The 22,057-nt window shown below is 44.9% G+C and carries 17 protein-coding genes; 9 read left to right on the top strand and 8 right to left on the bottom strand.

The window, feature by feature from the left end; translation table 11 throughout:
- Positions 1-2: 2 nt before the first annotated feature.
- Positions 3-560 carry a GbsR/MarR family transcriptional regulator gene (locus tag ACYX4M_RS09415; RefSeq protein WP_136783374.1) on the bottom strand — a complete coding sequence of 186 codons (558 nt, stop codon included), beginning with the start codon at positions 558-560 and terminating at the stop codon, positions 3-5.
- Positions 561-785: 225 nt separating this feature from the next.
- Between ACYX4M_RS09415 and ACYX4M_RS09420 the strand changes: the two genes are divergently transcribed.
- The gene (locus ACYX4M_RS09420) at positions 786-3,509 is read left to right on the top strand and encodes an ATP-binding protein (RefSeq protein WP_476082795.1); all 2,724 of its coding nucleotides are present in this window, start codon (positions 786-788) and stop codon (positions 3,507-3,509) included.
- Between the two features lie 38 nt (positions 3,510-3,547).
- Here the strand turns inward: ACYX4M_RS09420 and ACYX4M_RS09425 are convergent, their stop codons facing one another.
- The 4 genes from ACYX4M_RS09425 to ubiD all read right to left on the bottom strand — a co-directional run bounded on the left by ACYX4M_RS09425 (position 3,548) and on the right by ubiD (position 8,668).
- Positions 3,548-4,573 carry a substrate-binding periplasmic protein gene (locus ACYX4M_RS09425; protein ID WP_476082796.1) on the bottom strand — a complete coding sequence of 342 codons (1,026 nt, stop codon included), beginning with the start codon at positions 4,571-4,573 and terminating at the stop codon, positions 3,548-3,550.
- A 217-nt stretch (positions 4,574-4,790) separates the two neighbouring features.
- Positions 4,791-6,203 carry a M28 family metallopeptidase gene (locus ACYX4M_RS09430; protein ID WP_476082797.1) on the bottom strand — a complete coding sequence of 471 codons (1,413 nt, stop codon included), beginning with the start codon at positions 6,201-6,203 and terminating at the stop codon, positions 4,791-4,793.
- Between the two features lie 204 nt (positions 6,204-6,407).
- On the bottom strand, positions 6,408-7,103 hold the full coding sequence (fre, locus tag ACYX4M_RS09435; protein ID WP_476082798.1) for an NAD(P)H-flavin reductase: 696 nt from the start codon (positions 7,101-7,103) through the stop codon (positions 6,408-6,410).
- A gap of 98 nt (positions 7,104-7,201) precedes the next feature.
- Complete coding sequence (gene ubiD, locus ACYX4M_RS09440; RefSeq protein WP_476082799.1) at positions 7,202-8,668, bottom strand: 4-hydroxy-3-polyprenylbenzoate decarboxylase; 1,467 nt, start codon at positions 8,666-8,668, stop codon at positions 7,202-7,204.
- Between the two features lie 294 nt (positions 8,669-8,962).
- Here ubiD and ACYX4M_RS09445 point away from each other — a divergent pair, with 294 nt between their 5' ends.
- Positions 8,963-9,214, top strand: a complete 252-nt coding sequence (locus ACYX4M_RS09445; RefSeq protein ID WP_118491853.1) for a TIGR02647 family protein — start codon at positions 8,963-8,965, stop codon at positions 9,212-9,214.
- A 162-nt stretch (positions 9,215-9,376) separates the two neighbouring features.
- Positions 9,377-10,021 (top strand): tetratricopeptide repeat protein, encoded by a 645-nt coding sequence (locus tag ACYX4M_RS09450; protein ID WP_476082800.1) that lies wholly within the window; start codon positions 9,377-9,379, stop codon positions 10,019-10,021.
- A 59-nt stretch (positions 10,022-10,080) separates the two neighbouring features.
- Here ACYX4M_RS09450 and ACYX4M_RS09455 read toward each other — a convergent pair whose 3' ends face one another.
- Both ACYX4M_RS09455 and ACYX4M_RS09460 read right to left on the bottom strand, forming a co-directional pair.
- Positions 10,081-10,650: a cytochrome b/b6 domain-containing protein gene (locus ACYX4M_RS09455; RefSeq protein ID WP_476082801.1), complete on the bottom strand. Its 570-nt coding sequence runs from the start codon at positions 10,648-10,650 to the stop codon at positions 10,081-10,083.
- 101 nt (positions 10,651-10,751) lie between these two features.
- Positions 10,752-11,033 (bottom strand): PepSY domain-containing protein, encoded by a 282-nt coding sequence (locus tag ACYX4M_RS09460; protein WP_014950922.1) that lies wholly within the window; start codon positions 11,031-11,033, stop codon positions 10,752-10,754.
- A 311-nt stretch (positions 11,034-11,344) separates the two neighbouring features.
- On the opposite strand from ACYX4M_RS09460, the gene ACYX4M_RS09465 reads away from it, so the two are divergent.
- On the top strand, positions 11,345-13,708 hold the full coding sequence (locus ACYX4M_RS09465; RefSeq protein WP_476082802.1) for a TonB-dependent receptor: 2,364 nt from the start codon (positions 11,345-11,347) through the stop codon (positions 13,706-13,708).
- A 63-nt stretch (positions 13,709-13,771) separates the two neighbouring features.
- Here ACYX4M_RS09465 and ACYX4M_RS09470 read toward each other — a convergent pair whose 3' ends face one another.
- Entirely contained in the window at positions 13,772-15,472 is a 1,701-nt protein-coding gene (locus tag ACYX4M_RS09470) for an alkaline phosphatase D family protein (RefSeq protein WP_476082803.1), read from the bottom strand.
- A gap of 222 nt (positions 15,473-15,694) precedes the next feature.
- Here ACYX4M_RS09470 and ACYX4M_RS09475 point away from each other — a divergent pair, with 222 nt between their 5' ends.
- The 5 genes from ACYX4M_RS09475 to ACYX4M_RS09495 all read left to right on the top strand — a co-directional run bounded on the left by ACYX4M_RS09475 (position 15,695) and on the right by ACYX4M_RS09495 (position 22,040).
- Positions 15,695-15,994, top strand: a complete 300-nt coding sequence (locus tag ACYX4M_RS09475; RefSeq protein WP_476082804.1) for a hypothetical protein — start codon at positions 15,695-15,697, stop codon at positions 15,992-15,994.
- The gene (locus tag ACYX4M_RS09480) at positions 15,991-16,350 is read left to right on the top strand and encodes a HigA family addiction module antitoxin (protein WP_156086982.1); all 360 of its coding nucleotides are present in this window, start codon (positions 15,991-15,993) and stop codon (positions 16,348-16,350) included. The genes ACYX4M_RS09475 and ACYX4M_RS09480 overlap by 4 nt, the downstream gene beginning before the upstream one ends.
- A gap of 330 nt (positions 16,351-16,680) precedes the next feature.
- The gene (rnr, locus tag ACYX4M_RS09485) at positions 16,681-19,098 is read left to right on the top strand and encodes a ribonuclease R (RefSeq protein ID WP_476082805.1); all 2,418 of its coding nucleotides are present in this window, start codon (positions 16,681-16,683) and stop codon (positions 19,096-19,098) included.
- A complete protein-coding gene (gene rlmB, locus ACYX4M_RS09490; protein WP_334059904.1) occupies positions 19,099-19,839 on the top strand; it encodes a 23S rRNA (guanosine(2251)-2'-O)-methyltransferase RlmB in 741 nt (246 codons plus the stop codon).
- Positions 19,840-20,360: 521 nt separating this feature from the next.
- Entirely contained in the window at positions 20,361-22,040 is a 1,680-nt protein-coding gene (locus ACYX4M_RS09495) for a S8 family serine peptidase (protein ID WP_476082806.1), read from the top strand.
- Positions 22,041-22,057 lie beyond the last annotated feature (17 nt).

Below are 22,057 nucleotides of genomic sequence, written 5' to 3' on the forward strand. Positions count from 1 at the left end.
CCTTAGTTAACGCTGTTTTTCCCTGGAAGTAGCTTGTCCTTGAGTTCAAGCATACGGCCCACGCCAGAACCCAATTTCATCAACGTGTTTAGCTTTTCAGGTCCAAGATTCTGAAGCTCTTCAGACCATGCCGTAATTGATTCGAGTAAATCATGAATTTCGTTCAGTTTGTGTTGGGCGTTTGCCTCCTTTTCATTTGCAGGTGCATCAAGGAGCAAATCCCGAAGCAGGCTCATGGTTGGGTCTATTTCGCGCTTTCTACGCTCTTCAAAAACCCGATTTGCCAGCGTCCAGATATCGCCAGCGGGAATAAAAAACTCTTTCCTTTCCCCAGGAACATGGTGCTGTTTAACTAAGCGCCATGACTGAAGCTCTTTTAAGCCCATGCTGGTGTTGCCTCTGGAGATATTCAGCGCATCGGCAACCTCTTGGGCTGAAATAGGCTCTTCGTTTAAAACGATAAGCGCAAGAATTTGTCCAACTGTTCTGTTGAAACCCCAGCGGCTTCCCATTTCGCCAAAGTGCATAACCGCAGATGTAATTAGAGGCGTCATTTTCATTTTAATGTTCCAGAAGTTTCAGAAATTACTGAAAGCTTATTGCGTCAGATCAAAAAAAGCAACAATAAAGCACTTTGTTAGCAATATTTAATCGACCACTTAGTGTATGTGAATCGAGAAAGTATCTTCGATATTGCATGATCTATTTACGATAAGTTGCTATCGTGACAACAATTACTGTTCTAATCATGAAAGCTCGCTTTCCAAATTTTTCGGCGTAAGGTAATGCAACAAAATCAATACTCACAGCCTTCACTTCAAAATTGTGAAGACGAGGCCATTCATTTAATCGAAAGCGTTCAGAGCTTTGGATATGTCATTGCTATAAATCCCGATACTAAAAAAATCCACGTATTCAGTGAAAACATTAAAGAGCTATTTAAAGTCAATATAGTGGCGGGGGAAACGCCTGTCACAGATTTGATTAACGTGCCTTCACCAGACGCGCCTACATTTAAAACTATTTATGAGTCAGTTAAAGGTGGAGGGGTTCGTCACGCCTATCAATGGAAGTTTGCAAAAAATGCGCTTTGGCTCGATAACTGGGAGAAAGAAGGCAGCGGCGTTGCCTTTGATTCGAATGGTTTACTGGTAATAGAGTTAGAGCCCACGCCTCAGCTAAGTTATGAAGCGGCTCAGCAATGGGTACCAATGGATGTAGACATTCGCGCCCTATTACCTAATGTAGATGACAAGGAATCGATTAATGATGTCGCAGATGCGATAGCAAAGGTGTTTAAAGATTATATCGACTTCGACTCCGTGATGGTTTATCAGTTCGATGATAGCTATTGTGGCGAGGTCATCGGAGAAGCGACAGAACTTAACGCTCGCTCATTCAAAGGGCTAAAGTTTCCTGCATCAGATATTCCCAAACAAGCCCGTGAGCTCTATCTTAAGAACCGTGTCCGCTGTGTTTTTGATGTCGAAGAGCAGCCAGTGCCTTTACAGCCGCATTTAATCGAGGCTGAACGCGCGCCATTAGATCTCTCAATGTCGATGGTACGTTCGGTATCACCTATTCATATTAATTACCTAAAAAACATGGGTATTCGTTCGTCGTTTTCGGTATCGCTTGTGTTCGAGGGGAAACTGTGGGGGCTCCTCGCTTGCCACAATAATGAGCCTAAATACATCGACCAGAAAAAGCGTTTAGTGTGCGAATCACTTGGGCACCTTTATGCGTGGCAAATGCACACAAAAGCGCTTCATAACAAGAAGGAACATTTTCAATTACGCCAGCGTAAGCTGAACAATATTGTCCATCAACTTACTTCTTACTCAAACCCGCTTGAGGCAATCTCGCATAAAGAAACTTCTCTGCTGGAAGTTGCTGATGCTTGTGGAATGGCGGTGATCACGCCCACGGGTAATTACTTTGTTGGTAAAACGCCTTCAGAGGAAACTTTAACCCTATTGTTGGGTAAATTTTCTATCAGTGATTCAGAACAGTCGATAGCCATCAACCGGCTAGCAGATGAGGTTTCTGAAAACTGTTCGCTAAACGGTATACGCGGTATGTACATTTCTTGCGTATCTGCCAAGTTGGGTTATTTCACCGTATGGTTTCGCGAACAGCGTGACAAAACAATTCGCTGGGCAGGCCGAGACGCGGCTAAAAAAGATATTGGCAGGTCACTAACCCCTCGTAATTCATTTGATTTGTACTTACAAAACGTGGCTGATGAGTCAGTAGCATGGAGCGAGGATGATAAGTTAATCATTGATGGGTTTGACCACTTGTTTATCCCCTATGCCCTAAGCCTTAAAGCAGCTTCAGACCAACAGATCAGTAAGTTAGAAGAGTTGGATAAGGCCAAAGACCAGTTTTTAGCAAGTATCTCACATGAGCTTCGCTCCCCGCTTAATTCGATAGTTGGGTGGACAGATTTAGCCCTTATGGATGTGGGGGATGTAGAAAGAATGAAAGATGCGCTGGGGGTAATCAAACGCGCTGCATCAACTCAAGCCGCCTTAATAAACGACATCTTAGATCTATCACGCATTATATCGGGCACCATGAAGTTGAGTACCCATTCGCTAAATATTGCCTCGTCTATTTCCGAAGTAGCCAAGTCATTTGAAGCTGGCTTTGCAAGTAAGAATATTCAACTTTCAATAAATTGCGATGACGCACATACCCAGATATTAGGCGATAGCTTACGCATAAAGCAGGTTATTAATAACTTATTAAGCAATGCGCTCAAATTTACGTCAAAAGGCGGTACTGTGCATGTACGTGGCAAAAGAGAGCATTCAAACTACCTATTTCGAGTGAGAGACAACGGAAAAGGTATGACACGTGAACAAATATCCCATGTATTTGAGCGCTTCTATCAGGGCAACGATTCCCACAATAAAATTGGACTTGGGCTAGGTTTGTCCATTGTAAAAAGCTTGGTTGAAATGCACGGTGGTGAAATTTATGCAGAAAGCGATGGGCCTAATACGGGTACTACGTTTTACGTTACATTGCCTATCGCTCCATTGAGCTTGCATGATGAAATAATCGAAACTAAAAATAGTGAAATTAGTGACTTAACAGAGTCTTTGCGTCTAAGTGGTTTGCGAGTCTTGGTAGCGGAAGACGAACAGGACGCACGCGATTTTATAAAGCTATTTTTGGAGTCTAACGGAGCTCGCGTCAATGTGGTTAAAAATGGCTTGCTAGCGTGGAAAGAGCTCAACGACATGCCAGAAGCTTTCGATCTGCTGCTCTCAGATATAGGTATGCCGGAATTAGATGGATTAGGTTTGATGCTTAAAATGAGAGCTAGTCAAAACCTTGAAATCGCCAAGCTTAGTGCCGTTGCGCTTACTGCTTATGCTTACACTTCTGACAGAGTAAAAGCACTAAAAGCGGGTTTCAATAACTATGTATCCAAGCCGGTTGATGGTGAAGAGTTGCTAACCATTCTGGAAATGTACTTACCAGAAACATCGCACTAACAGCGTTTACTAAAATTATCTATGCGAACTGTTATTATCTACCAGCGGCGAAGCAGCTGCTGGTAGACAGTTTTGTCTAGAAGCGACTCGCGAGCTGACACACTTTCTTTAACAGGGAGTACTGTACGAGCTTCCTGCAACGATGCATACTGCTCACCGTCTACATAAAATACGCTGCTGTCAGAGGTAGGCTTACCGTCAAGAGAGTAGGCGGTGTTTAGTAAGTCAGTGCTCGTAGTTATGCTGCTGTGCCCAATAAAATCAGCTATGCCATCGCCATCCACATCCTTTGTTACCCACCCTAGTGCAAGAGGCTGATTGAATTCTCCGTTATTCTGCAGCGTCGATACGGCCTGGTTAAATTTTTCAATAACGCTTTCAGCTCTCGCAACATTTTTACTAAGAGCTATTTGAAACCCTGTTTTTGCCAAAGGCTTTGCTGAAAAATGCAGTGTTTCTTCACTATCGTTAGCAAGCAAAATGTTTAGTTCCTGAGCGAGGAGCTGGGTGGTTATTAAATAAGGTGCTCTATCATCGGCAAGTTGGCGAAAGGCATCAAAAGTTGTGGGGTTGCGCGACCACTTTATATCTTTAAGCAATCGGAATGAGGGCGTGTTAGCAAAGCGGTTTTCAATGGCAACCCGGTTGCCTTTTAAGTGTGGAAAAAGTCTAACTTCCTCGACGTTTGCCTCTTTACTTACCGCATAGAGATGAATAGGCAAGTAGACATCGGAAAGCACATAGTTGCTAATGTCTTCGCCCAAATTCACGTAGGCAAACTCACCGTCTAGTTTTCCCGTTAAGACAGAGCTGCCTAGAAAAGCTTGACGCATAACCTGAAGCTGAATATCCAGCCCCGCTTCTTTGAACACCTTTTCAAGCAAGGCATTAATTCGAGCAGGCTCACCATCATCACTAATATAGGTTTCAAAGGTAGCGGCACCCAAAGTCGTGGGGGCAGCATGTAAAAGCGAAGTGTTAACTAAACATAGGGCTAGGCTGATACCTAACAAGGAAAGGCGTCGAGTGAAAAAAGAAAGCGAAAACGCGCTGAATTTTACCAAAAGTGAACTCCGAACTGCCATCATGCATTTACTACACTGTAATGCAGTTAGTCGCGTAATTCCAATAAACACGCATTGGCTTAAATTAACAAAATGTAAGTCACATCAGTATTTTGTGCAGTATGTGTTTGGCTAGGGGAGTACTACCGTTACTCGTGACGATAAGCCTGTTTCGCTAATGGCTTACTGTCACGAGTATTAGCTTAGGTTAAATAAACTAGTCGCCGAAGCTTCCCGCGGGACCTGGGTAAACCACAACGCTTTCAACACCGTCTTTGTTCACGCTAGCAACGCCAAAAAAATAGTTGTCGATAACGATATTCTCAAGCATGGCCTCGGTCACATTGCCCACATACTTACTATACTCCCACTGCGGTGCATCGGTATGACGCCAATATATTTTGTAACCTTTAAGCTGAGGATTTTGTTTTGCATCCAGTGCATCCCACTTTAAGAAGGTTGAAGGCTGAACAGCGCCTGCAATTTGTACGTTTGCAGGTGGATTCGGTGCCCACGCCATTGCTGCAAGAGAAACCGCGTTTAGACCAGTAAGCTTAGCCGCATAATCAAAGTCAACGCCATCCAAGGTATCACCATAGGCAATCCCATCTTCTACGCGAAGGTCTTGGTGTTGGCGGGTATAGTTTTCGTTAGTTTCCATAATACGAATACCCGGATAGCCCAAGTCGTTAAACGGGCGATGATGTCCACCACGGCCAAAGCGGTCTAGGCGATAAATCACCATAGTGTCTAAGTTCTCAATGTACTTATCCGCGATTTTATCGATATAGCGGGCAAGGTTTCGACTTGGTGAGTCTACTTCACCACCGGTAAAGCGGCGCATGCGAGCGTCTTTTTCGGTTTCGGTCACGCGTGTACCTTCGGCAAACAAGCGAGCGGTGGTGTTGTTAATTACGCCATTAACGCCTTCAATGTTGCCGATCATGTCGTTGTTTAGGACCGCTTTAATTCGCCAGCCGTCTTTTTGGGCTTGCTTTGCCATAATACGTCCGCCGAAAAGCCCTTGCTCTTCACCTGATAATGCTGCGTAAACAATACTGCCGTTAAACTTATATTTCGACAACACCCGCGCTGCCTCAAGAGTACCGGCAACGCCCGAGGCGTTGTCATTTGCGCCCGGCGAATCAGAGGTGAAATCCATGACATCAGACACCCGTGAATCAATGTCGCCTGACATGATCACGTAACGATCCGGGTCAGTACTACCGCGCTGAATAGCGATAACGCTGACCACTTCCACTGGGTCTGGAATACGTTTCTCACCGCTAATTACTTCTGATTGGTAGTATACCTCTAAGCAGCCACCGCACTCGGCTGAAATTTTATCAAACTCAGATTTAATCCAGCGACGCGCAGCGCCTATACCACGGGTGTCAGACTCGGTTTCAGAAAGGGTGTGGCGAGTACCAAAATTGACTAACTTAGTAATGTCTTTTTCGATATTTTCAGAGGAAACACCGTCGGCAATATCGTAAAGTGCTTGCTGCTGCTCGCTCTGGGCGTGAGCGGCGAAACAAAATGTGCTACTCAATAAAACAGTAGATACCAGTAGGCTATTTTTTCTTATTTTTGCGCTTATGTTAGCGAGTGAGGATAGGTTTTTTATCATTGTTCTCTCCAGTGTTTATCTTTTAACCATAACCAATACGTGGCTTGGCTACAATTGGAGTAAACGCGTGGAATAGTTGGTCATCGCAGAAATTAAAGATAAACGTAAATACAAAAAAACTGAGAGAACAATGTGGTGCCTGTGAAGGGAAATAAAAAAAGCCGGCAGCAGCCGGCTTTAGGTATGTAATAACTTTGCTAGCGGTTAAATAAACGCAAACGCGTCGCCGAACAGATTCTCCACTTTTAAGCCGCGTTGAGTAAAATCGTCGCGTACTACTTTTGCCATTTCGAAGCGACCGGCAACATATACTTGAACGTTCGCAAAGTCAGCATGGTCTGCCATTACAGCATGATGCACCCAGCCCGTTCTGCCTTTCCATTCATCACATGCAAACTCAACAACTGGCACAAAAGTGAAGTGCTCATTTGCTTCAGCAAGCGCTGTTAGCTCATCGGCCAGATACAAGTCAGCCGCGTGCTTACCGCCCCAGTAAAGGGTAAGTGGTGTTTTGTCACCGCTGTTAAGGTGCTCTTGCAGAATTGAGTACGTATACGAGAAGCCTGTACCACCAGCAATAAGCACCATTGGCAGGCCATTGTTTTGCAAAAAGGCATTGCCATTACCCGCATTAACAGTAATTTCGCCATCTGCACGCATGCGCTCTAGCACTTCGCCGGCGTAGCTGTTACCAGGCTCTGCGCCTATGTGTAATTCAATGCGGCTATTATCAAAGGCGGCGTTAGCAATTGAGAACGGGCGCATATCTTTTTCGCCCATCACTACCATAGCGTACTGACCGGCCTTAAATTCCACAGGGCTCTCTGGCGTTAATTCAACTTTTTGTACCACTTCGGTTAAAGGCGTGATGCTTGCAACCTTACACTTAATTTCTGACATGTATTCTCTTTAAACCTTCTTGCTTAGCGTGTCGCCTTTTTATGCGCTTTAAGACAAGCGCATGCTCAATACAAAATAAATAGCGCTAAAAATAGTTGCTACATAATACCAAGACTGTCCCAAATATCATCAACCCGTTTTTTAACGTCTTCGTCCATCACAATAGGCACGCCCCATTCACGGTCGGTTTCGCCCGGCATCTTGTTTGTTGCATCCATGCCCATTTTGGAGCCTAGCCCTGAAACTGGTGATGCAAAATCTAAGTAATCGATAGGCGTATTTTCTATCATTACCGTGTCGCGGGCTGGGTCCATACGTGTAGTAATTGCCCAGATGACATCGTTCCAGTCGCGCGCGTTAACGTCATCATCACACACTATCACAAATTTGGTATACATAAACTGACGTAAGAACGACCACACACCCATCATCACCCGTTTCGCATGGCCAGGGTATTGCTTCTTCATGGTAACTACTGCCATACGATAAGAGCACCCCTCCGGAGGCAAGTAGAAATCTACGATTTCAGGGAACTGCTTTTGTAAAATAGGCACAAACACTTCATTAAGCGCGACACCTAGGATAGCTGGTTCATCGGGTGGACGGCCGGTATAGGTTGAATGGTAGATTGGATCTTTGCGGTGGGTTATGTGGGTGACGGTAAACACAGGGAAGTCATCAACTTCATTATAATACCCGGTGTGATCGCCATAAGGACCTTCAGGTGCAGTTTCATCCTGAGCTATATAGCCTTCAAGTACAATCTCGGCGCTAGCCGGGACTTGCAAATCGTTACTGATAGATTTAACTACTTCGGTTTTATCACCGCGCAGTAGGCCTGCAAAAGCATATTCTGAAAGTGTATCGGGTACAGGAGTAACCGCACCTAAAATGGTGGCTGGATCTGCACCAAGAGCCACAGACACAGGGTAGGGTTCGCCCGGATGGGTCTGACACCACTCACGAAAATCAAGGGCGCCACCACGGTGTGATAGCCAGCGCATAATGAGTTTATTTTTGCCAATAACTTGCTGACGGTAAATACCCAAGTTCTGGCGTTTTTTGTGCGGTCCTCTCGTAACGCTTAAACCCCATGTTACCAAAGGCGCAGCGTCACCCGGCCAACAGCGCTGTACCGGAATTTTTGACAAGTCGACGTCGTCACCGGTAAGCACCACTTCTTGGCAAGGGGCTTTTTTAAGCACTTTAGTGGGCATATTCAACACTTGTTTGAACACAGGTAACTTTTCCCAAAGATCTTTTAGCCCTTTGGGCGGCTCTGGCTCTTTTAAGTAAGCCAGCAGTTTGCCCACTTCGCGCAGCGCTTCAACAGAGTCTTGCCCCATGCCCATCGCTACGCGCTCTGGCGTACCGAATAAATTGGCCAGTACCGGCATATCGTGGTTTCTTGGGTTTTCAAACAACAGCGCAGGGCCGCCAGCTCGCAATGTCCTATCGGCAATTTCTGTCATTTCAAGATCGGTATCAATGGGCTGGCTAATGCGTACTAACTCGCCTTTTGCTTCAAGCTGGCGAATAAAGTCGCGTAAATCTTTATACTTCATCTGTTTTGGCGTATCCACGTACGTTATTTATGGCAAGAATATACCATTTTAAGTCAAAGTCCGATCAGTAAGCGGTGTGAAACCAACATTAAACGTTCTACAGACAAAATAACCTTTACAGTGGCGTCATTTAGGTGTGATATTGGAATATGTTATGAAATTTAACAATTGCGGGCCAACGGTACATGGCGCGCGTATAATTACACAAGCCCTTGTATTATAGTGCTTTGCGATAACACGCAGCTGTAATGTGCGTATTAAAACCTTAATAACCCTTTCGCCTAAGGTGGTTACATGAGTTCATTCGATCAGGACATGCTAGACGAGTTAAATTTGCTACTGAAGTTTCCTGCAGACAGTCTGCTTCAGGGGTTGAAAATCCATCACGATGCCAGTCAAAGTATGGTGAACGCAGCGTCAAGGCTGTATTCGAAAGGCTTAATCACCCAGCCTGATGGCGGTTACCTAACTGATTTAGGTATTGATTTAGCCGACCACGCCCGTCACATTCAATCGGCCATGTGCCCGCGAAAAAGTAGTCATTAGCCTAAACGTTTTTTGCTATATCCTTTTACCGAGAGGTCAAAGTTAAAAGAACTCTGCCCTCTTACGATTATTTATGTAAAGAAAAGTATGTCTTAGTTAAGTTAATCTATACTAGGTCGATAACTAAACTAAGTATGTGTGACCAACCTTTATTGCTTAGCTATGAAACGAATTATATCTACCGCTTTATTAATCTGTGTATCAGTAACCGGGTTTACTGCTCATGCGCTTGAGGGTGAGACGATAGAGGAGCTTCGTGCAGTTCAGCTTTACAGCCAAGACGCGCTTATTGACATGATTAACGCCAATACGCACCTAGATAAAGTGGTAGAAGACAGGTGTCAGCTTGTTCAAGACATTGAAGCTCGCGCCGATGTGCTAAAAATTCCAGCTTACCAATTTTTATGGGGCGATATGCTGGCGTGGGGTGTGTGCGTAGATGCCGAACCTTCTCGTGGGATTGGCTATATGGAAGACGCAGCAAATCAAGGTTTGCCTGCTGCACTTGAGCAGCTTGGACGTTATTACGCAAAAGGTACGCTGGTACAGCAGGACAAAGCACGTGCAGTGGTGTATTTACGAGAAGCTGCAGCCCTTAAAAACCTAAAGGCGCAAATTCGTCTGGTTGAATTGTTTTTAGAGGGGCACGGCAGCCCTTACGATTACGAAGAGGCGTACCACTGGCTGTATAACTCGGTAACAAACGACAAAACACAGCATCAGCAAATAGCGTCGTATCTTGCTCGTTTAGAAAAGCTCATGCACCCCAAAGCTGTGCGTGAAGCAAAGCGGCCTTTGGATAGCTAAATATTACCCGTACGTAATCGATAGCAAACGTCTAAATGATTAAGAGAGTCTGCGGGGGCTTAGCGTTTCCGCCAGCCTGTGAGCATTGGGCGAACTAACTGAATATTTCCCATATATTGCACAGCAAACACCGCAACAATATGCACTAGCACGCATGCGTAGAGGACATCGGCCATAATGCTGTGTACCCATTCCAGTGTGCTATTGCCAAACATAGAATCTATTTCTTCCATCATAAAACCGGTAACTCCTAAACCCAGCAGTAGTGTGATAACAGCTATTATCATCAACCAGCCAAACGGGTTGTGACCATGGTGAGTGGGAATTTTCTTTTGTTTTACGTGTTGAATATGTTCAGCGAAGGCATGTTGATGCAGTGACACGTTAGAAAAGCTTGCATATTCAGTGGCAATCCTTTTACTTCGTGGAAGCTTGGCTGACAAGAAGCCCCAGCCAACACGCATGGATATAAGTGCTACCGCGATATAACCAGCTATTTCGTGATTAAGGCGACCTGGCTCCACAATAAAATAGTTGGTCACAAAGGTAGCGACAAGGCCCCAATGGCATAGGCGCACCACCCAATCCCAAATATAAATGTCCGAAGGCGTATCTTTAGGTCTGTACATTACATAACTTTCTTAAGGTAAAACAAAAACGCTGCAATAGTTTGCAGCGTTTTCATCAAATATTAAAGCAAGCGGGCTATCAGCCGTTTGCTGAAACACACCTAGTGCATTTCTTTCTTAACAATGCTGCCATCAACAGGGTTAAAGTAAATTTCTACTTTGTTTTCTTCTTTGTCGAAGCCGTAGATTTCGTAGCAGTTGCCGCCCGTTACTTTGAACTCGTTAATTTTGTAACCTTGCGCTAATAGCTGAGCCTGAAACGCATCTTGGTTCTGCCATTCAGCTTCAGGTGCAGTCGTACACTGTGTAGTGCCATGCTCTGCACTACACGCACTTAAAAGGGTTGCAGCGCCAATAGCCGTAGCCATCATTAATTTTTTCATTGCAGTCTCCATTTCGCTTTTTAGTTAAAAATTTTTTCTGTCCTACGTGGAATGAGTGTACTTAGTTTGCTCTATGATTCAAAGGGGCATATTGCAATAGCCATTTGTCGCGGCTTAGATTTTTCGAATGGTATATATCTGTCACAAAAGTGCCTTTGACTTGTCACCTATGCTTCATCGAACCTTCGCAAAAGCATTCTACATTCTTGTGCTTCGATAATTCTAAAAGGTAAGTAATGTCGCCAATCTACCGGCGAAATGCTTATAAAAACACATAAAACACCCACTAAGCACACGAAAGGAATGATTTGATGCGCCCTCTGTATCCACGACCGGTTTATTCACGCTCTTTGCTCGCCACAACAATTGCGTTTGCTTTATCAAGCGTAGCAATTGCACAAGAAGTAACGCCCGACACAGAAAACGAAACTGACTATATAGAAGAAATTACAGTAACCGCCCAGATGCGAGAGCAGTCCGTAATGGATGTGCCAGTTACTATGGATGTTATAGGCAGCGAGTTTCTGGAGCGTACCAATATCATGGAGCTTGATGAGCTTTCTCGCATATTGCCTAACGTTCAAATTCAGGAACAGGCTGTAAGCCTACCGTCTTTTAATATTCGCGGTGTCACCGATGATGTGTCGTCAGTGTCGGCAACACCTCGTATATCGGTATACCAAGATGGCTTTGATATCAGTAAAAAAACCGTAGCGAGTGTGGCGCTTTACGATATCGCCCGCGTTGAAGTGTTAAAAGGCCCGCAGCCAACACTTTTTGGCGTAGCGGCGGCTAACGGCGCGGTAAGCATTCATTCTAATCTTCCTACCTTTGAACAGGAAGGCAAAGTGCAGGTTGGCTATAACTCAGAGCAAGGCCAAGAGGTTGAGTTTATGTATAACCAGCCTATTAACGACAACCACAGTTTTCGTATAGCTGGGCTTTACCGAGAAATGGACGGCATTGTAGAAAATAATGCGTGTAGTGCTGACTCTTACTATGGCAATGCAAATATGTATAACCATTTAGGTGAAGAAGTACCGTGCAATAGCGAAGATCTTCAGGGGGTATCGGTTCAAGCTCTACGGGCAACATGGCTTGCGAATTACGAGCAACTTGAAATCATTGCCCGTGCAGCTATGGAGTATAACGATCAGCCGGGCATCGCCTTCAAATCAGGCTCTATCGCTCCCAATGGCGGAGATACTAGCCCTTTTACTGATGCCGAATTTAGTTTAGGTAGCGAGTTAGGTATTGAGCGTACACTTCAAGCCTATGACTTAACCGTAAACTACGATTTCAACCAAATGCTTAGCCTACACGCCGATGCCTACTATAAAGATGTAGAAGTAAGCGAAGGCTTTGATGCAGACGGTTCTGCACTTCGTATTCAAGACGCTTATTTTGATAACGATGCTACGCTTCAAGGCGCATCGATGCGTTTGGTGTATGACTCGGGTGATAAGCTGGCAGCGTTTGTTGGTGCGTCTATTACCCAAGACGAATCGATTTTGCCTTACTATGTGATGGTAGACCCATTTATACGCGGCACTTTCGACGCAGTGAGAGCACAGCTTGAAGCCAATTCCAACATTCCACTTAACCAAAATATCGCTACCGATGCGCCGTTAGAAGACATTGAAGCACTACGTGCTATGTTGGTGTCGCAACTGTTCAATGAAGATGGTTCACCTATTTCAAATCCTGCGCTGCCGCCTATTTTGATACAAGGGCCGTTCACCTTTGAAGCTGAGCTAGACATTGCATCTTATGTTGCTGAAGTATCTTATTACGTAACCGACAATATTAACGTAACGGCTGGCGTTCGCTACATTGATGAAACCCGCTATACGCGTAATACCTTTACTACCGCAGACGGTGCTTTTACTTTCGATGCCGAGCGCGACTTTGACGATACCTTGCCACGCTTCGCGGTAAGTTACGATATGAACAACAACTGGAATTTATACGCGAACTACGCCAAGGGCCGACGCTCACCAGTTGTCGATGCTAACGCGGGTGGCGTTAACGTCACAAAAGCTGAAATTGTGGATAGCTACGATTTGGGTGTTAAATACCAAAGCGCCAACTTCCTGTTCTCAGGCGCTATTTTTACCTACGAGTACAGCGATTATCAGCAAAGCTTTACCGATGCAGAAACCTTGCAGTCTATTACCGTAACGGTAGGCGACTCGACCATGTCGGGCATTGAAGGCATGGCGACCTATAACTACAGCGAAACGTTGACGCTAACAGCAAGCCTTGGTTTCTTAGACGCAGAGTTTGCAGACAGTACTGCTGATGGTTCTGAGTTTCAGTACGGCGGCAATAAGTTCCGTTTAGCGCCAGAAGTTAGCGGCGCGATAAACATCAACAAAGTATTCAATATGAATAACTTCGACATTGATGTTAACTGGCTTACCAGCTTCCAGTCTGAAGTGTTTTTTGAAAGCAGTAATTACCCTGGCCTTTCTCAAGACACTTACTCACTAACCGATGTGTCGGTGAAACTGCTTCAAGACAACAGCAAGTTTGCCTACGAGTTTTACGTAAACAACCTGTTTGATAAAGAGTTCTTGATTGATGCAGGTAATACAGGCGGCGGTTTAGGTATTCCTACCTTCGTACGCGGTATGCCACGCATCGCTGGTGTGCGTGTTTACTACGAGTTTTAGAAATACCCTAAAATAGAGGCGCTTAACTGGGTTAAGCGCCTTAATCTAAACAAATTCTATTTACTATGCCTTAATCTCATAGCTGTGCGTGTTAACCACTTTTCCAGCTTTGGTCAAAATCGCATCCACATAGTGCCAGGTCGCTTTAGCGTCATCCTCGCTAACGGTCAATGTCATAAAGCCGCGCTGGTGAAGATTACAGTACTGCAAATCTTCAATTAGAAGCGGAAGATCGTCGGCAAGGGTTTCTGCCATTTCATCATCCATGCTTAAGTAATGTTCCATACCGGGTGATGTCACGCCTGGTGTAGCAAGTTCAACCCCCACTTCTGTGCCATCTTTAAGGGTTAATTTGTTATGCCATGCGTTATGTGTATCACCTGCAAGGGCAATAACTGGCTTGCCGATAGATTTTAGCTGCATTAGAACCTGTTCCCGTTCAATAGGATAGCCATCCCATGCATCTAAGTTGTAAGGCATTACGGTATTAATAAGCGCAAGCTCTCGCTCATTAAGTGCGCCACCTTGATTTTGTTTGCGTTTGATATTCGCGAGCCTATGTACATGAGCAGGTATTTCTTTACGTTCAACGCCGTTAAATATCGATACAGGGAAAAGCATACGTCCTATTAATAGCTGTTGCCCAAGCACCTGCCATTTAGCCTGACTTTGCTGCATAGATGAATGTAGCCAGTTGCGCTGCGTTTCACCTAAAAGCCCACGACTAGGATCACTGATATCTTTCATAAAGCCAGGTTGGTCAAACGCGTTTGTTTCAGCATCGCGATAGTCGCCGTACTCAAGCTGCTTGTCGCGGGCGAGAACGCGGGTGTCGAGCATGTATAAGTCAAGAAGCTTACCAAAGGTAAACTGGCGATATATTTCTAAACGCTCTGTGCCAAATGGCGGCCGTATAGGTAGCCACTCATAATAGGCTTGAACGGCCGCCGCACGACGTTCATAAAAATCGCCTTCATCCGCTTGGTGATTTTCAGCACCATCTTTGTAAGTGTCGTTAGTAATTTCATGGTCATCCCACACAACGATAAACGGCTTATTTTGATGTAACGACAGCAAACCTTCATCTGTGCGATACAGCGCATAGCGATTGCGATAGTCGGTTAGCGTATAAAGCTCGGTATCGTTATCAGGCGCATAGGTACGGCCAATCTCTTTTGCATGCTCTGTCGCATAACCTTTACCATCGTACTCATAAATGTAGTCACCCAAGTGCAATACATAATCGATGTTGTCGTCCTTCGCTGCTTCCATATAAGGCGTGAAAAAGCCAGCGGGGTAGTTAGAACAAGAAAATATGCCGAACGTGACGTTTGATACATCGGTTTCAGGAAGCGTACGGGTTTCACCCACTGGGCTTGTATTGTTGGCGCTTTTAAACCGGTAAAAATAACGGTTAGCAGGACTAAGACCTGCCACGTCTACCTTTACGGTAAAATCATGGACTGCTTTCGCTTCAACTATCCCGCTACTTACCACGTTGGCAAAATCAGCATCGCTTGCCATCTCCCATAAAATATCGGCTTTGGCTAAACCTGAGCCTGACTCTGTTGTCGGGACGGCGCGCGTCCAGATAATAACGGCGTCTTTTAACGGGTCGCCACTGGCCACACCATGGGTAAAGGTAGCGTTAGTTTGCGGTTGGCTATGCGCTGAATTGCTCACTGTGCAGCCCGCTAGCCCTGTAGACACTGCCACGTTCGCACCTGCGAATGACGACAGCTTTATAAACGTTCTTCTATCCATATGCCTGCTCTTTATAGGTTTGTAAGGTAAGTGGTGATTTAATTGTTTTGTTGAACGCTCATGCAACAAAAACGAAAACTCATTTTTATACTGAGTGTTTGTGACATAGAGATGTCAGGTTTAGCTGAATCAATAACAGTACCTTAGATCGAAGTTTACCTTTTAGATTCTGGCTAATATGTGAACATCTTTTTGAAGGGAAATTACCTCTGTGGTAATCTTATGGCTAGTTGGATGGCAATTGTAAGCTTTCTACATCAAAAGCTACTTTCAATGTGGCTCTCTGATTACGATGAATGGTTGCCGTTAGCATATCGTCATGAAGTCTGGAATGCGCTGTTTGACTTAGATGCTGCCTCACATGTATCAGATTTGCTAGATATCGGAGCAGTAAACCCTGAAGGAAGCTCCCTCTGGTATGTGACCATCACGGTGAATAATGTAGAACCTTATGGCGCGGTAACTTGCTATTTTAACGATGGTGACTGTTTCAGCCTTGATTACAGAGAGTACAACCCATGAAACAAAGTATGCACATAGGTATTGAATATCAAGACGACCGGGGCAAAGCATTAATTGATACCGGAGAGCGAGGTTCAAGACCCGAGCATCTTAAAAGACCTCATCCAGGTGAAGTATTCAAACGCAGGTGCATGTCGAAGTCACCCTTGAAGCAATCAGAGATTGCGCAATGTTTAGAAGTCTCATGCAAACATTTATCGCGATTCGTCAACGGCCATTCAAGTTTGACTATTGAATTCGCACGTAAGCTAGAAGCCGTAAGTGGGATAAGTGCTCAGGCATGGATGCATTACCAAGTCGCTTACGACTTATATAGGACAGCAAATAATAAACCCAGCTTACAATCAATTTATTAACTATTATTTCAGCTATCTGGCTCATCGCCGTGACACTTGGATAAGCCGCACTTACCAAACTTTACTATCTGCACCTACACTAAAATAGGTTACTTTGGACGAAGGTGTTATCTGCGAACCTCGCGAAGTAATTTTCTAAATCCTGTATGCCCTAATAAGGCACAATCTTTTAGTGCAAATACTGTTATACTGTGCAGCAAATAACCACATGAACCAAAAATGGTTTATGTGTCTAAAAAATCATATTCAATGCTTTCCATAGCGCTTTTAAGAGAAAAGCCACCAACGAAGACATTGTGAACAAAGTAATTAAAGGTAAATTTAAAATACATGAGTGATGATCCGCATTATCAGCGCGAGAAAGAGAAGTACGAAAATCCGGTAGCCAGCCGCGAATATTTAATGAGTTTATTAAAAGAACACGACAAGCCTTTGTCGTTTCTTGATATCTGTAATTTGGTGAACGCGTTCGACGAAGAAGCGCGAATTGGTATTCAGCGCCGACTGCGCGCTATGGAGCGCGAAGGGCAGGTACAGTTCACTAAGCAGAAAAAATACATTCTCCAAAACCGTGACGAACTCATTAAAGGCAGAATTATTGGTCACCGTGATGGTTACGGCTTTTTGCGTCCTGAAGACAAAAGCGGTGATTTGTTTATTAGTGCAGGGCAAATGAACTTGTTCCTTCACGATGATGTGGTGGAAGCGCGCATTAGCGGTACCGACCGTCGCGGCAGAAAAGAAGCGTTTGTAACACAGGTCATTGAGCCGCGCAGCGAGCCTATTGTCGGGCGTTATTTTGTTGAGCAGGGCTTTGGCATGGTAGTGCCAGACGACAGCCGTTTGCAGCATGAAATTGTCATTCCACCAGAAAGCACTAACGGCGCTCGAATGGGGCAGGTGGTAGTGGTGGAACTTACCCAGCGTCCACGCCGTAAAATGAACCCTGTGGGAAAAATTGTTGAAGTACTTGGCGAGCATATGGCGCCAGGTATGGAAATAGAAATGGCGCTTCGCACGTTTGATATTCCGCACCAGTGGCCGAAAGGCGTGACTAAACAGGTCGAAAAGCTTACCGAACAAGTGCCAGATGAAGCCAAAGAAGGTCGCATCGACTTGCGCCAGCTTCCCCTTGTTACCATTGATGGTGAAGACGCTCGCGACTTTGATGACGCGGTCTATTGTGAGCCATTAGATGATGGCGGATGGCAATTATGGGTAGCCATAGCTGACGTAAGTCACTATGTAAGAACCGGTTCAGCGCTAGACGATGAAGCCCAGCAGCGCGGTAATTCGGTGTATTTCCCTGACCAAGTAATTCCAATGCTACCAGAGGTGCTTTCTAACGGGTTGTGTTCACTAAACCCTGAAGTAGACCGCCTTTGCATGGTGTGTGAAATGACCATTAGCGCGAATGGTAAGCTGGAAGAATTCCAGTTTTACGAAGCGGTAATGAATTCACATGCCCGTTTAACCTACACCAAAGTGTGGAATATTCTTCAAGGCGACAAAGAACTTCATCAGCGCTACGAGCCACATGTACCTCATTTACGTAATCTTCACGACTTGTACCGAGCGCTTAAAAAAGCCCGTGCCAAACGCGGGGCTATTGAGTTTGAAACCCAAGAAGTGAAGTTCGTTTTCAACGCCCAGCGCAAAATTGAAAATATTGTGCCGCTAGTGCGTAACGATGCGCATAAGCTTATTGAAGAGTGCATGATCATGGCGAACGTAAGTGCGGCTCTTATGCTTGAAAAGCATGAGGCGCCAGCGTTATATCGTGTACACGATAAGCCAGATGCCGATAGGCTTACCGCATTTACCAGCTACTTAAGTGAAATTGGTATCCCTCATGCCATTGTAGAAGATGCTGAGCCAGCCGCATTTACCGACGTGGTGCTTAAAACCCGCGGTCGAGTAGACGAAGAGCTTATTCAAACTATGTTGCTACGCTCGATGAAGCAAGCGGTTTACGATGGCGAAAACGTAGGGCACTTTGGTTTGGCGCTAGAAGCTTACGCACATTTCACATCACCTATCCGTCGCTACCCTGATTTGGTGGTACACCGCGCGCTGAAAGGCATTATTGCTAAACAGCAAGGTAAAAAAGCGGTAAGCGGCGCTAAAAACTACACCGTTGAAGAAATTGAACAGTTAGGTGAACAGTGTTCAATGACAGAGCGCCGCGCCGACGATGCCACCCGGGATGTGGCCGACTGGCTTAAATGCGAGTTCATGCTTGACCACGTAGGCGACACCTTCGAAGGGGTAGTAAGCTCAGTCACAAACTTTGGCTTATTCGTTCGCCTTACCGAATATCACATCGATGGCTTAGTTCATATTACGTCGCTTGATGATGACTATTATCACTATGACGATGTAAAACAGGCATTGGTAGGCGAGTCGGGCCATCGCCAGTTCAGACTGGGTGACACAGTAGAGGTTACCGTCGCCGCCGTAAACCTTGATGAAAGAAAGATTGATTTATTACTCGATAAGTCTATGCTGCGCAGCACTAAAGGCAAGAAGGTAAAAGTGAAGACAGCTAAAAAGTCTTCAGACAAACCTACTCGCTTTGATAACAAGCCCCGCTCTGGTAAAGACTCTCGTTCTGATAAGAAAGGGAGCAAAGGTAAAGGCGGCTCAAGCTCGTCTAGTCGAAGCGGTGGAAAATCGTCAAGTCGCGGCAGCGCAAAAGGCGGTAGCAGCGGCAAAACACTGTCATTGAATAAAAGAGGTAAGCGTTAAATGGCGCAGCAAGAATGGTTATACGGTTTACATGCCATGCAGTCGGTACTTGAAAAAGAGCCGGAGCGTGTAATGGAAGTGTGGGTTCTAAAAGGACGCAACGATGAACGCTTGACCAACATTGTTAACCAGGCGCGCCGTTTCGGTATCTCTGTTCAGTTCAGTCAGCGTAAGGCGTTAGATGATAAAGTGAACGGCGAACAACACCAAGGCGTTGTTGCTAAAGCGAAACCTGCCCGCGTAATGGATGAAGCTGACCTTGATAAAATACTTGAACGAGAGTCGCAGCCGCTAATTTTGGTATTAGACGGTATCACTGACCCGCATAATTTAGGTGCATGCTTACGCACGGCTGATGGTGCGGGTGTACACGCAGTAGTTGTGCCCAAAGATAAGTCAGCAAGCTTAAACGGTACGGTACGAAAAGTGGCCTGTGGCGCAGCTGAAGTTATGCCGTTAATTCAAATTACGAATCTTGCTAGAACCTTGAAGCACCTTCAAGACAAAGGGCTTTGGATTGTGGGTACCGCCGGTGAAACTGACAAAACCCTTTATGATGTTGATCTAAAAGGTCCTACTGCGTTGGTAATGGGGGCAGAAGGCAAAGGTATGCGTCGACTTACGAAAGAAACCTGTGACGAATTGGTTAAGTTACCCATGGCTGGTAGCGTAACAAGTTTGAACGTATCTGTAGCAACTGGCGTTTGTTTATACGAAATCGTAAGACAGCGTAGTTTGTAATCACCGGCAGATTGTATAAGCAGGTTTCCTGCAACTACTGTAATAATGTCATTGAAAAAAGCGCGTGAGCCGAGGGGGTCACGCGCTTTTTGCTTTTAAGTAAAAATTATAAGTGTTTAATATTTTGTTACATTTGAGTTTGTAAAATAAATGTTAATTATGAAATGTTATTCCTAACATGAATTTGCTCGTAGAACACATTGGGCGTGCTTTTCATTAAGTGTGGTGTTTTTTTAAGTATTTTAAAAGGTATAAAAAATACTTACCAGGGTTAAGGCAACATACTCAACCGTTTGATTTGCCGCCTAATATGAGCTCTGTAGCTAACCTGCTTATGGGTGGTTAGCTACAAACCTGACAAACGGGTTGGTCGTTGCAACGCAGTTGCGTCGGTTGTCATGGATGAGCTTTTCGCATGAGGTAATGGTTATACCTGTATGTCATTTAATAACAAATAGCTTCAAAAGCACGGATAAAAACAGTGCTGAAGTTTATAAGACAGATAAAACAGGAAATAAATTTTGAACTCAAAATTAAATAAGAAACACACATGTCTAACAGCAGCTGCACTAGCTGTATCCTTTGGTTTAATGACTAACTCTGCAGTGGCAGCAGGCGAAGGTCTAGTCAAAGTCAAAGAAAAACCGCAAACCCTAAAACAAGCGCTAGGCAAAAAGCTCACTGTCGACCGCCTTGTAACGGTAGATCAAGAGCGTTACATCATTAAGTTCAAAGATGAGATGATAAGTGAAACCCTAGAGGTAGCCAACTCAAGCGGTAAGTTTAGTAGTAAAGCTAAGTCAAAGACTAAACTGAAAACCAAAAAGCCTTTCAACATTGCATCCGCTAAGTCTGAAGTAAGAAAAGCGGGTGGCTTGATTAAGAAAGAGCTTAAGAAGCATAAGATGGTTGCGGCTACCATGAGTAAGTCTGCACTGAATAAGCTTCGCAAAAATCCAAATGTAGAAAGTATTGAAGTGGATGTTCGTCGTAAGCCTATGGCACAAACCACGCCTTACGGCTACACCATGGTACAAGCAAATCAGTTTGGGCAGTCAGATACTGCAGCTCGCAAAGTATGTATTATTGATACGGGTTATAACCTAGGTCACCCAGACCTTCCTGGAACAAACGATGGTGTTACGGGTCAATCAAATAATAGTGCAGTTGGTAACTGGTATAACGACGGTAACGGTCATGGCACTCACGTAGCGGGTACAATTGCCGCGTACGATAACAATGAAGGTGTGGTAGGTGTATATCCAGGTGTAGATATGCATATCGTTAAAATCTTTAATGATAATGGCCAATGGACGTATGCGTCTGACTTAATCGGTGCAATCACTCAATGTCAGGATGCAGGTTCAAATGTGGTTAACATGAGCTTAGGTGGCGGTAGTTCTTCTACTACTGAGCGTAATGCTATGCAAAGCTTTACTGATTCAGGCATGTTGCTAGTAGCCGCGGCAGGCAACGATGGTAACAGCGCAAAGTCTTACCCAGCATCTTATGATGCAGTAATGTCTGTTGCAGCGGTAGACTCAAATGAGAATCGAGCAAGCTACAGCCAATATAACGATCAGGTTGAAATAGCTGCACCAGGTAGTGCAGTGCAGTCTACTTATCCAACGAACACTTACGCAGCGCTAAGCGGTACGTCTATGGCTACGCCACATGTAGCTGGTGGTGCAGCACTGGTGTGGAGCTACTTCCCGCAATGTTCTAACAATCAGATACGTAATGCGTTAAATGCAACAGCTGAAGATAAAGGCAGTGCAGGTCGCGATAACTTCTATGGTTATGGTTTGATGCAGTTAGCTGATGCGTATAACTACTTAAACACTAATGGCTGTGATGGAAGCGGCACTGGTGGCGGTGGCGGCTCTGAGCCAGGTGTTGAACCAGTATCAGGTCAGCTTACCGGTCTTTCAGGTACTCGTAGAAACTGGGATCGATACACTTGGACTATTCCAGAAGGCGTAACGCTGATGACTATCCGTACCTCTGGTGGTACAGGCGATGCTGACCTTTACGTGAAGTTTGGCTCACAGCCAGAAACCAACAGCTACGATTGCCGCCCTTACCAAAATGGTAACAGTGAAGTATGTACTTTTGATGCGCCAGCATCAGGTACATGGCACATCGGTATTCGCGCGTATTCTTCATACAGTGGTGTAACGCTATCTTACTCGTATGAATAAGTAACACCGTCTCCCAA

The organism is Alteromonas sp. ABV4_150 (assembly GCF_056311745.1).

What these genes read in the sequence shown, in the direction of transcription:
- ACYX4M_RS09415 (WP_136783374.1), bottom strand. Translation starts at nt 560, where the DNA reads ATGAAAATGACGCCTCTAATTACATCTGCGGTTATGCACTTTGGCGAA.
- ACYX4M_RS09420 (WP_476082795.1), top strand. Translation starts at nt 786, where the DNA reads ATGCAACAAAATCAATACTCACAGCCTTCACTTCAAAATTGTGAAGAC.
- ACYX4M_RS09430 (WP_476082797.1), bottom strand. Translation starts at nt 6,203, where the DNA reads ATGATAAAAAACCTATCCTCACTCGCTAACATAAGCGCAAAAATAAGA.
- fre (WP_476082798.1), bottom strand. Translation starts at nt 7,103, where the DNA reads ATGTCAGAAATTAAGTGTAAGGTTGCAAGCATCACGCCTTTAACCGAA.
- ubiD (WP_476082799.1), bottom strand. Translation starts at nt 8,668, where the DNA reads ATGAAGTATAAAGATTTACGCGACTTTATTCGCCAGCTTGAAGCAAAA.
- ACYX4M_RS09445 (WP_118491853.1), top strand. Translation starts at nt 8,963, where the DNA reads ATGAGTTCATTCGATCAGGACATGCTAGACGAGTTAAATTTGCTACTG.
- ACYX4M_RS09450 (WP_476082800.1), top strand. Translation starts at nt 9,377, where the DNA reads ATGAAACGAATTATATCTACCGCTTTATTAATCTGTGTATCAGTAACC.
- ACYX4M_RS09455 (WP_476082801.1), bottom strand. Translation starts at nt 10,650, where the DNA reads ATGTACAGACCTAAAGATACGCCTTCGGACATTTATATTTGGGATTGG.
- ACYX4M_RS09460 (WP_014950922.1), bottom strand. Translation starts at nt 11,033, where the DNA reads ATGAAAAAATTAATGATGGCTACGGCTATTGGCGCTGCAACCCTTTTA.
- ACYX4M_RS09465 (WP_476082802.1), top strand. Translation starts at nt 11,345, where the DNA reads ATGCGCCCTCTGTATCCACGACCGGTTTATTCACGCTCTTTGCTCGCC.
- ACYX4M_RS09470 (WP_476082803.1), bottom strand. Translation starts at nt 15,472, where the DNA reads ATGGATAGAAGAACGTTTATAAAGCTGTCGTCATTCGCAGGTGCGAAC.
- ACYX4M_RS09475 (WP_476082804.1), top strand. Translation starts at nt 15,695, where the DNA reads ATGGCTAGTTGGATGGCAATTGTAAGCTTTCTACATCAAAAGCTACTT.
- ACYX4M_RS09480 (WP_156086982.1), top strand. Translation starts at nt 15,991, where the DNA reads ATGAAACAAAGTATGCACATAGGTATTGAATATCAAGACGACCGGGGC.
- rnr (WP_476082805.1), top strand. Translation starts at nt 16,681, where the DNA reads ATGAGTGATGATCCGCATTATCAGCGCGAGAAAGAGAAGTACGAAAAT.
- rlmB (WP_334059904.1), top strand. Translation starts at nt 19,099, where the DNA reads ATGGCGCAGCAAGAATGGTTATACGGTTTACATGCCATGCAGTCGGTA.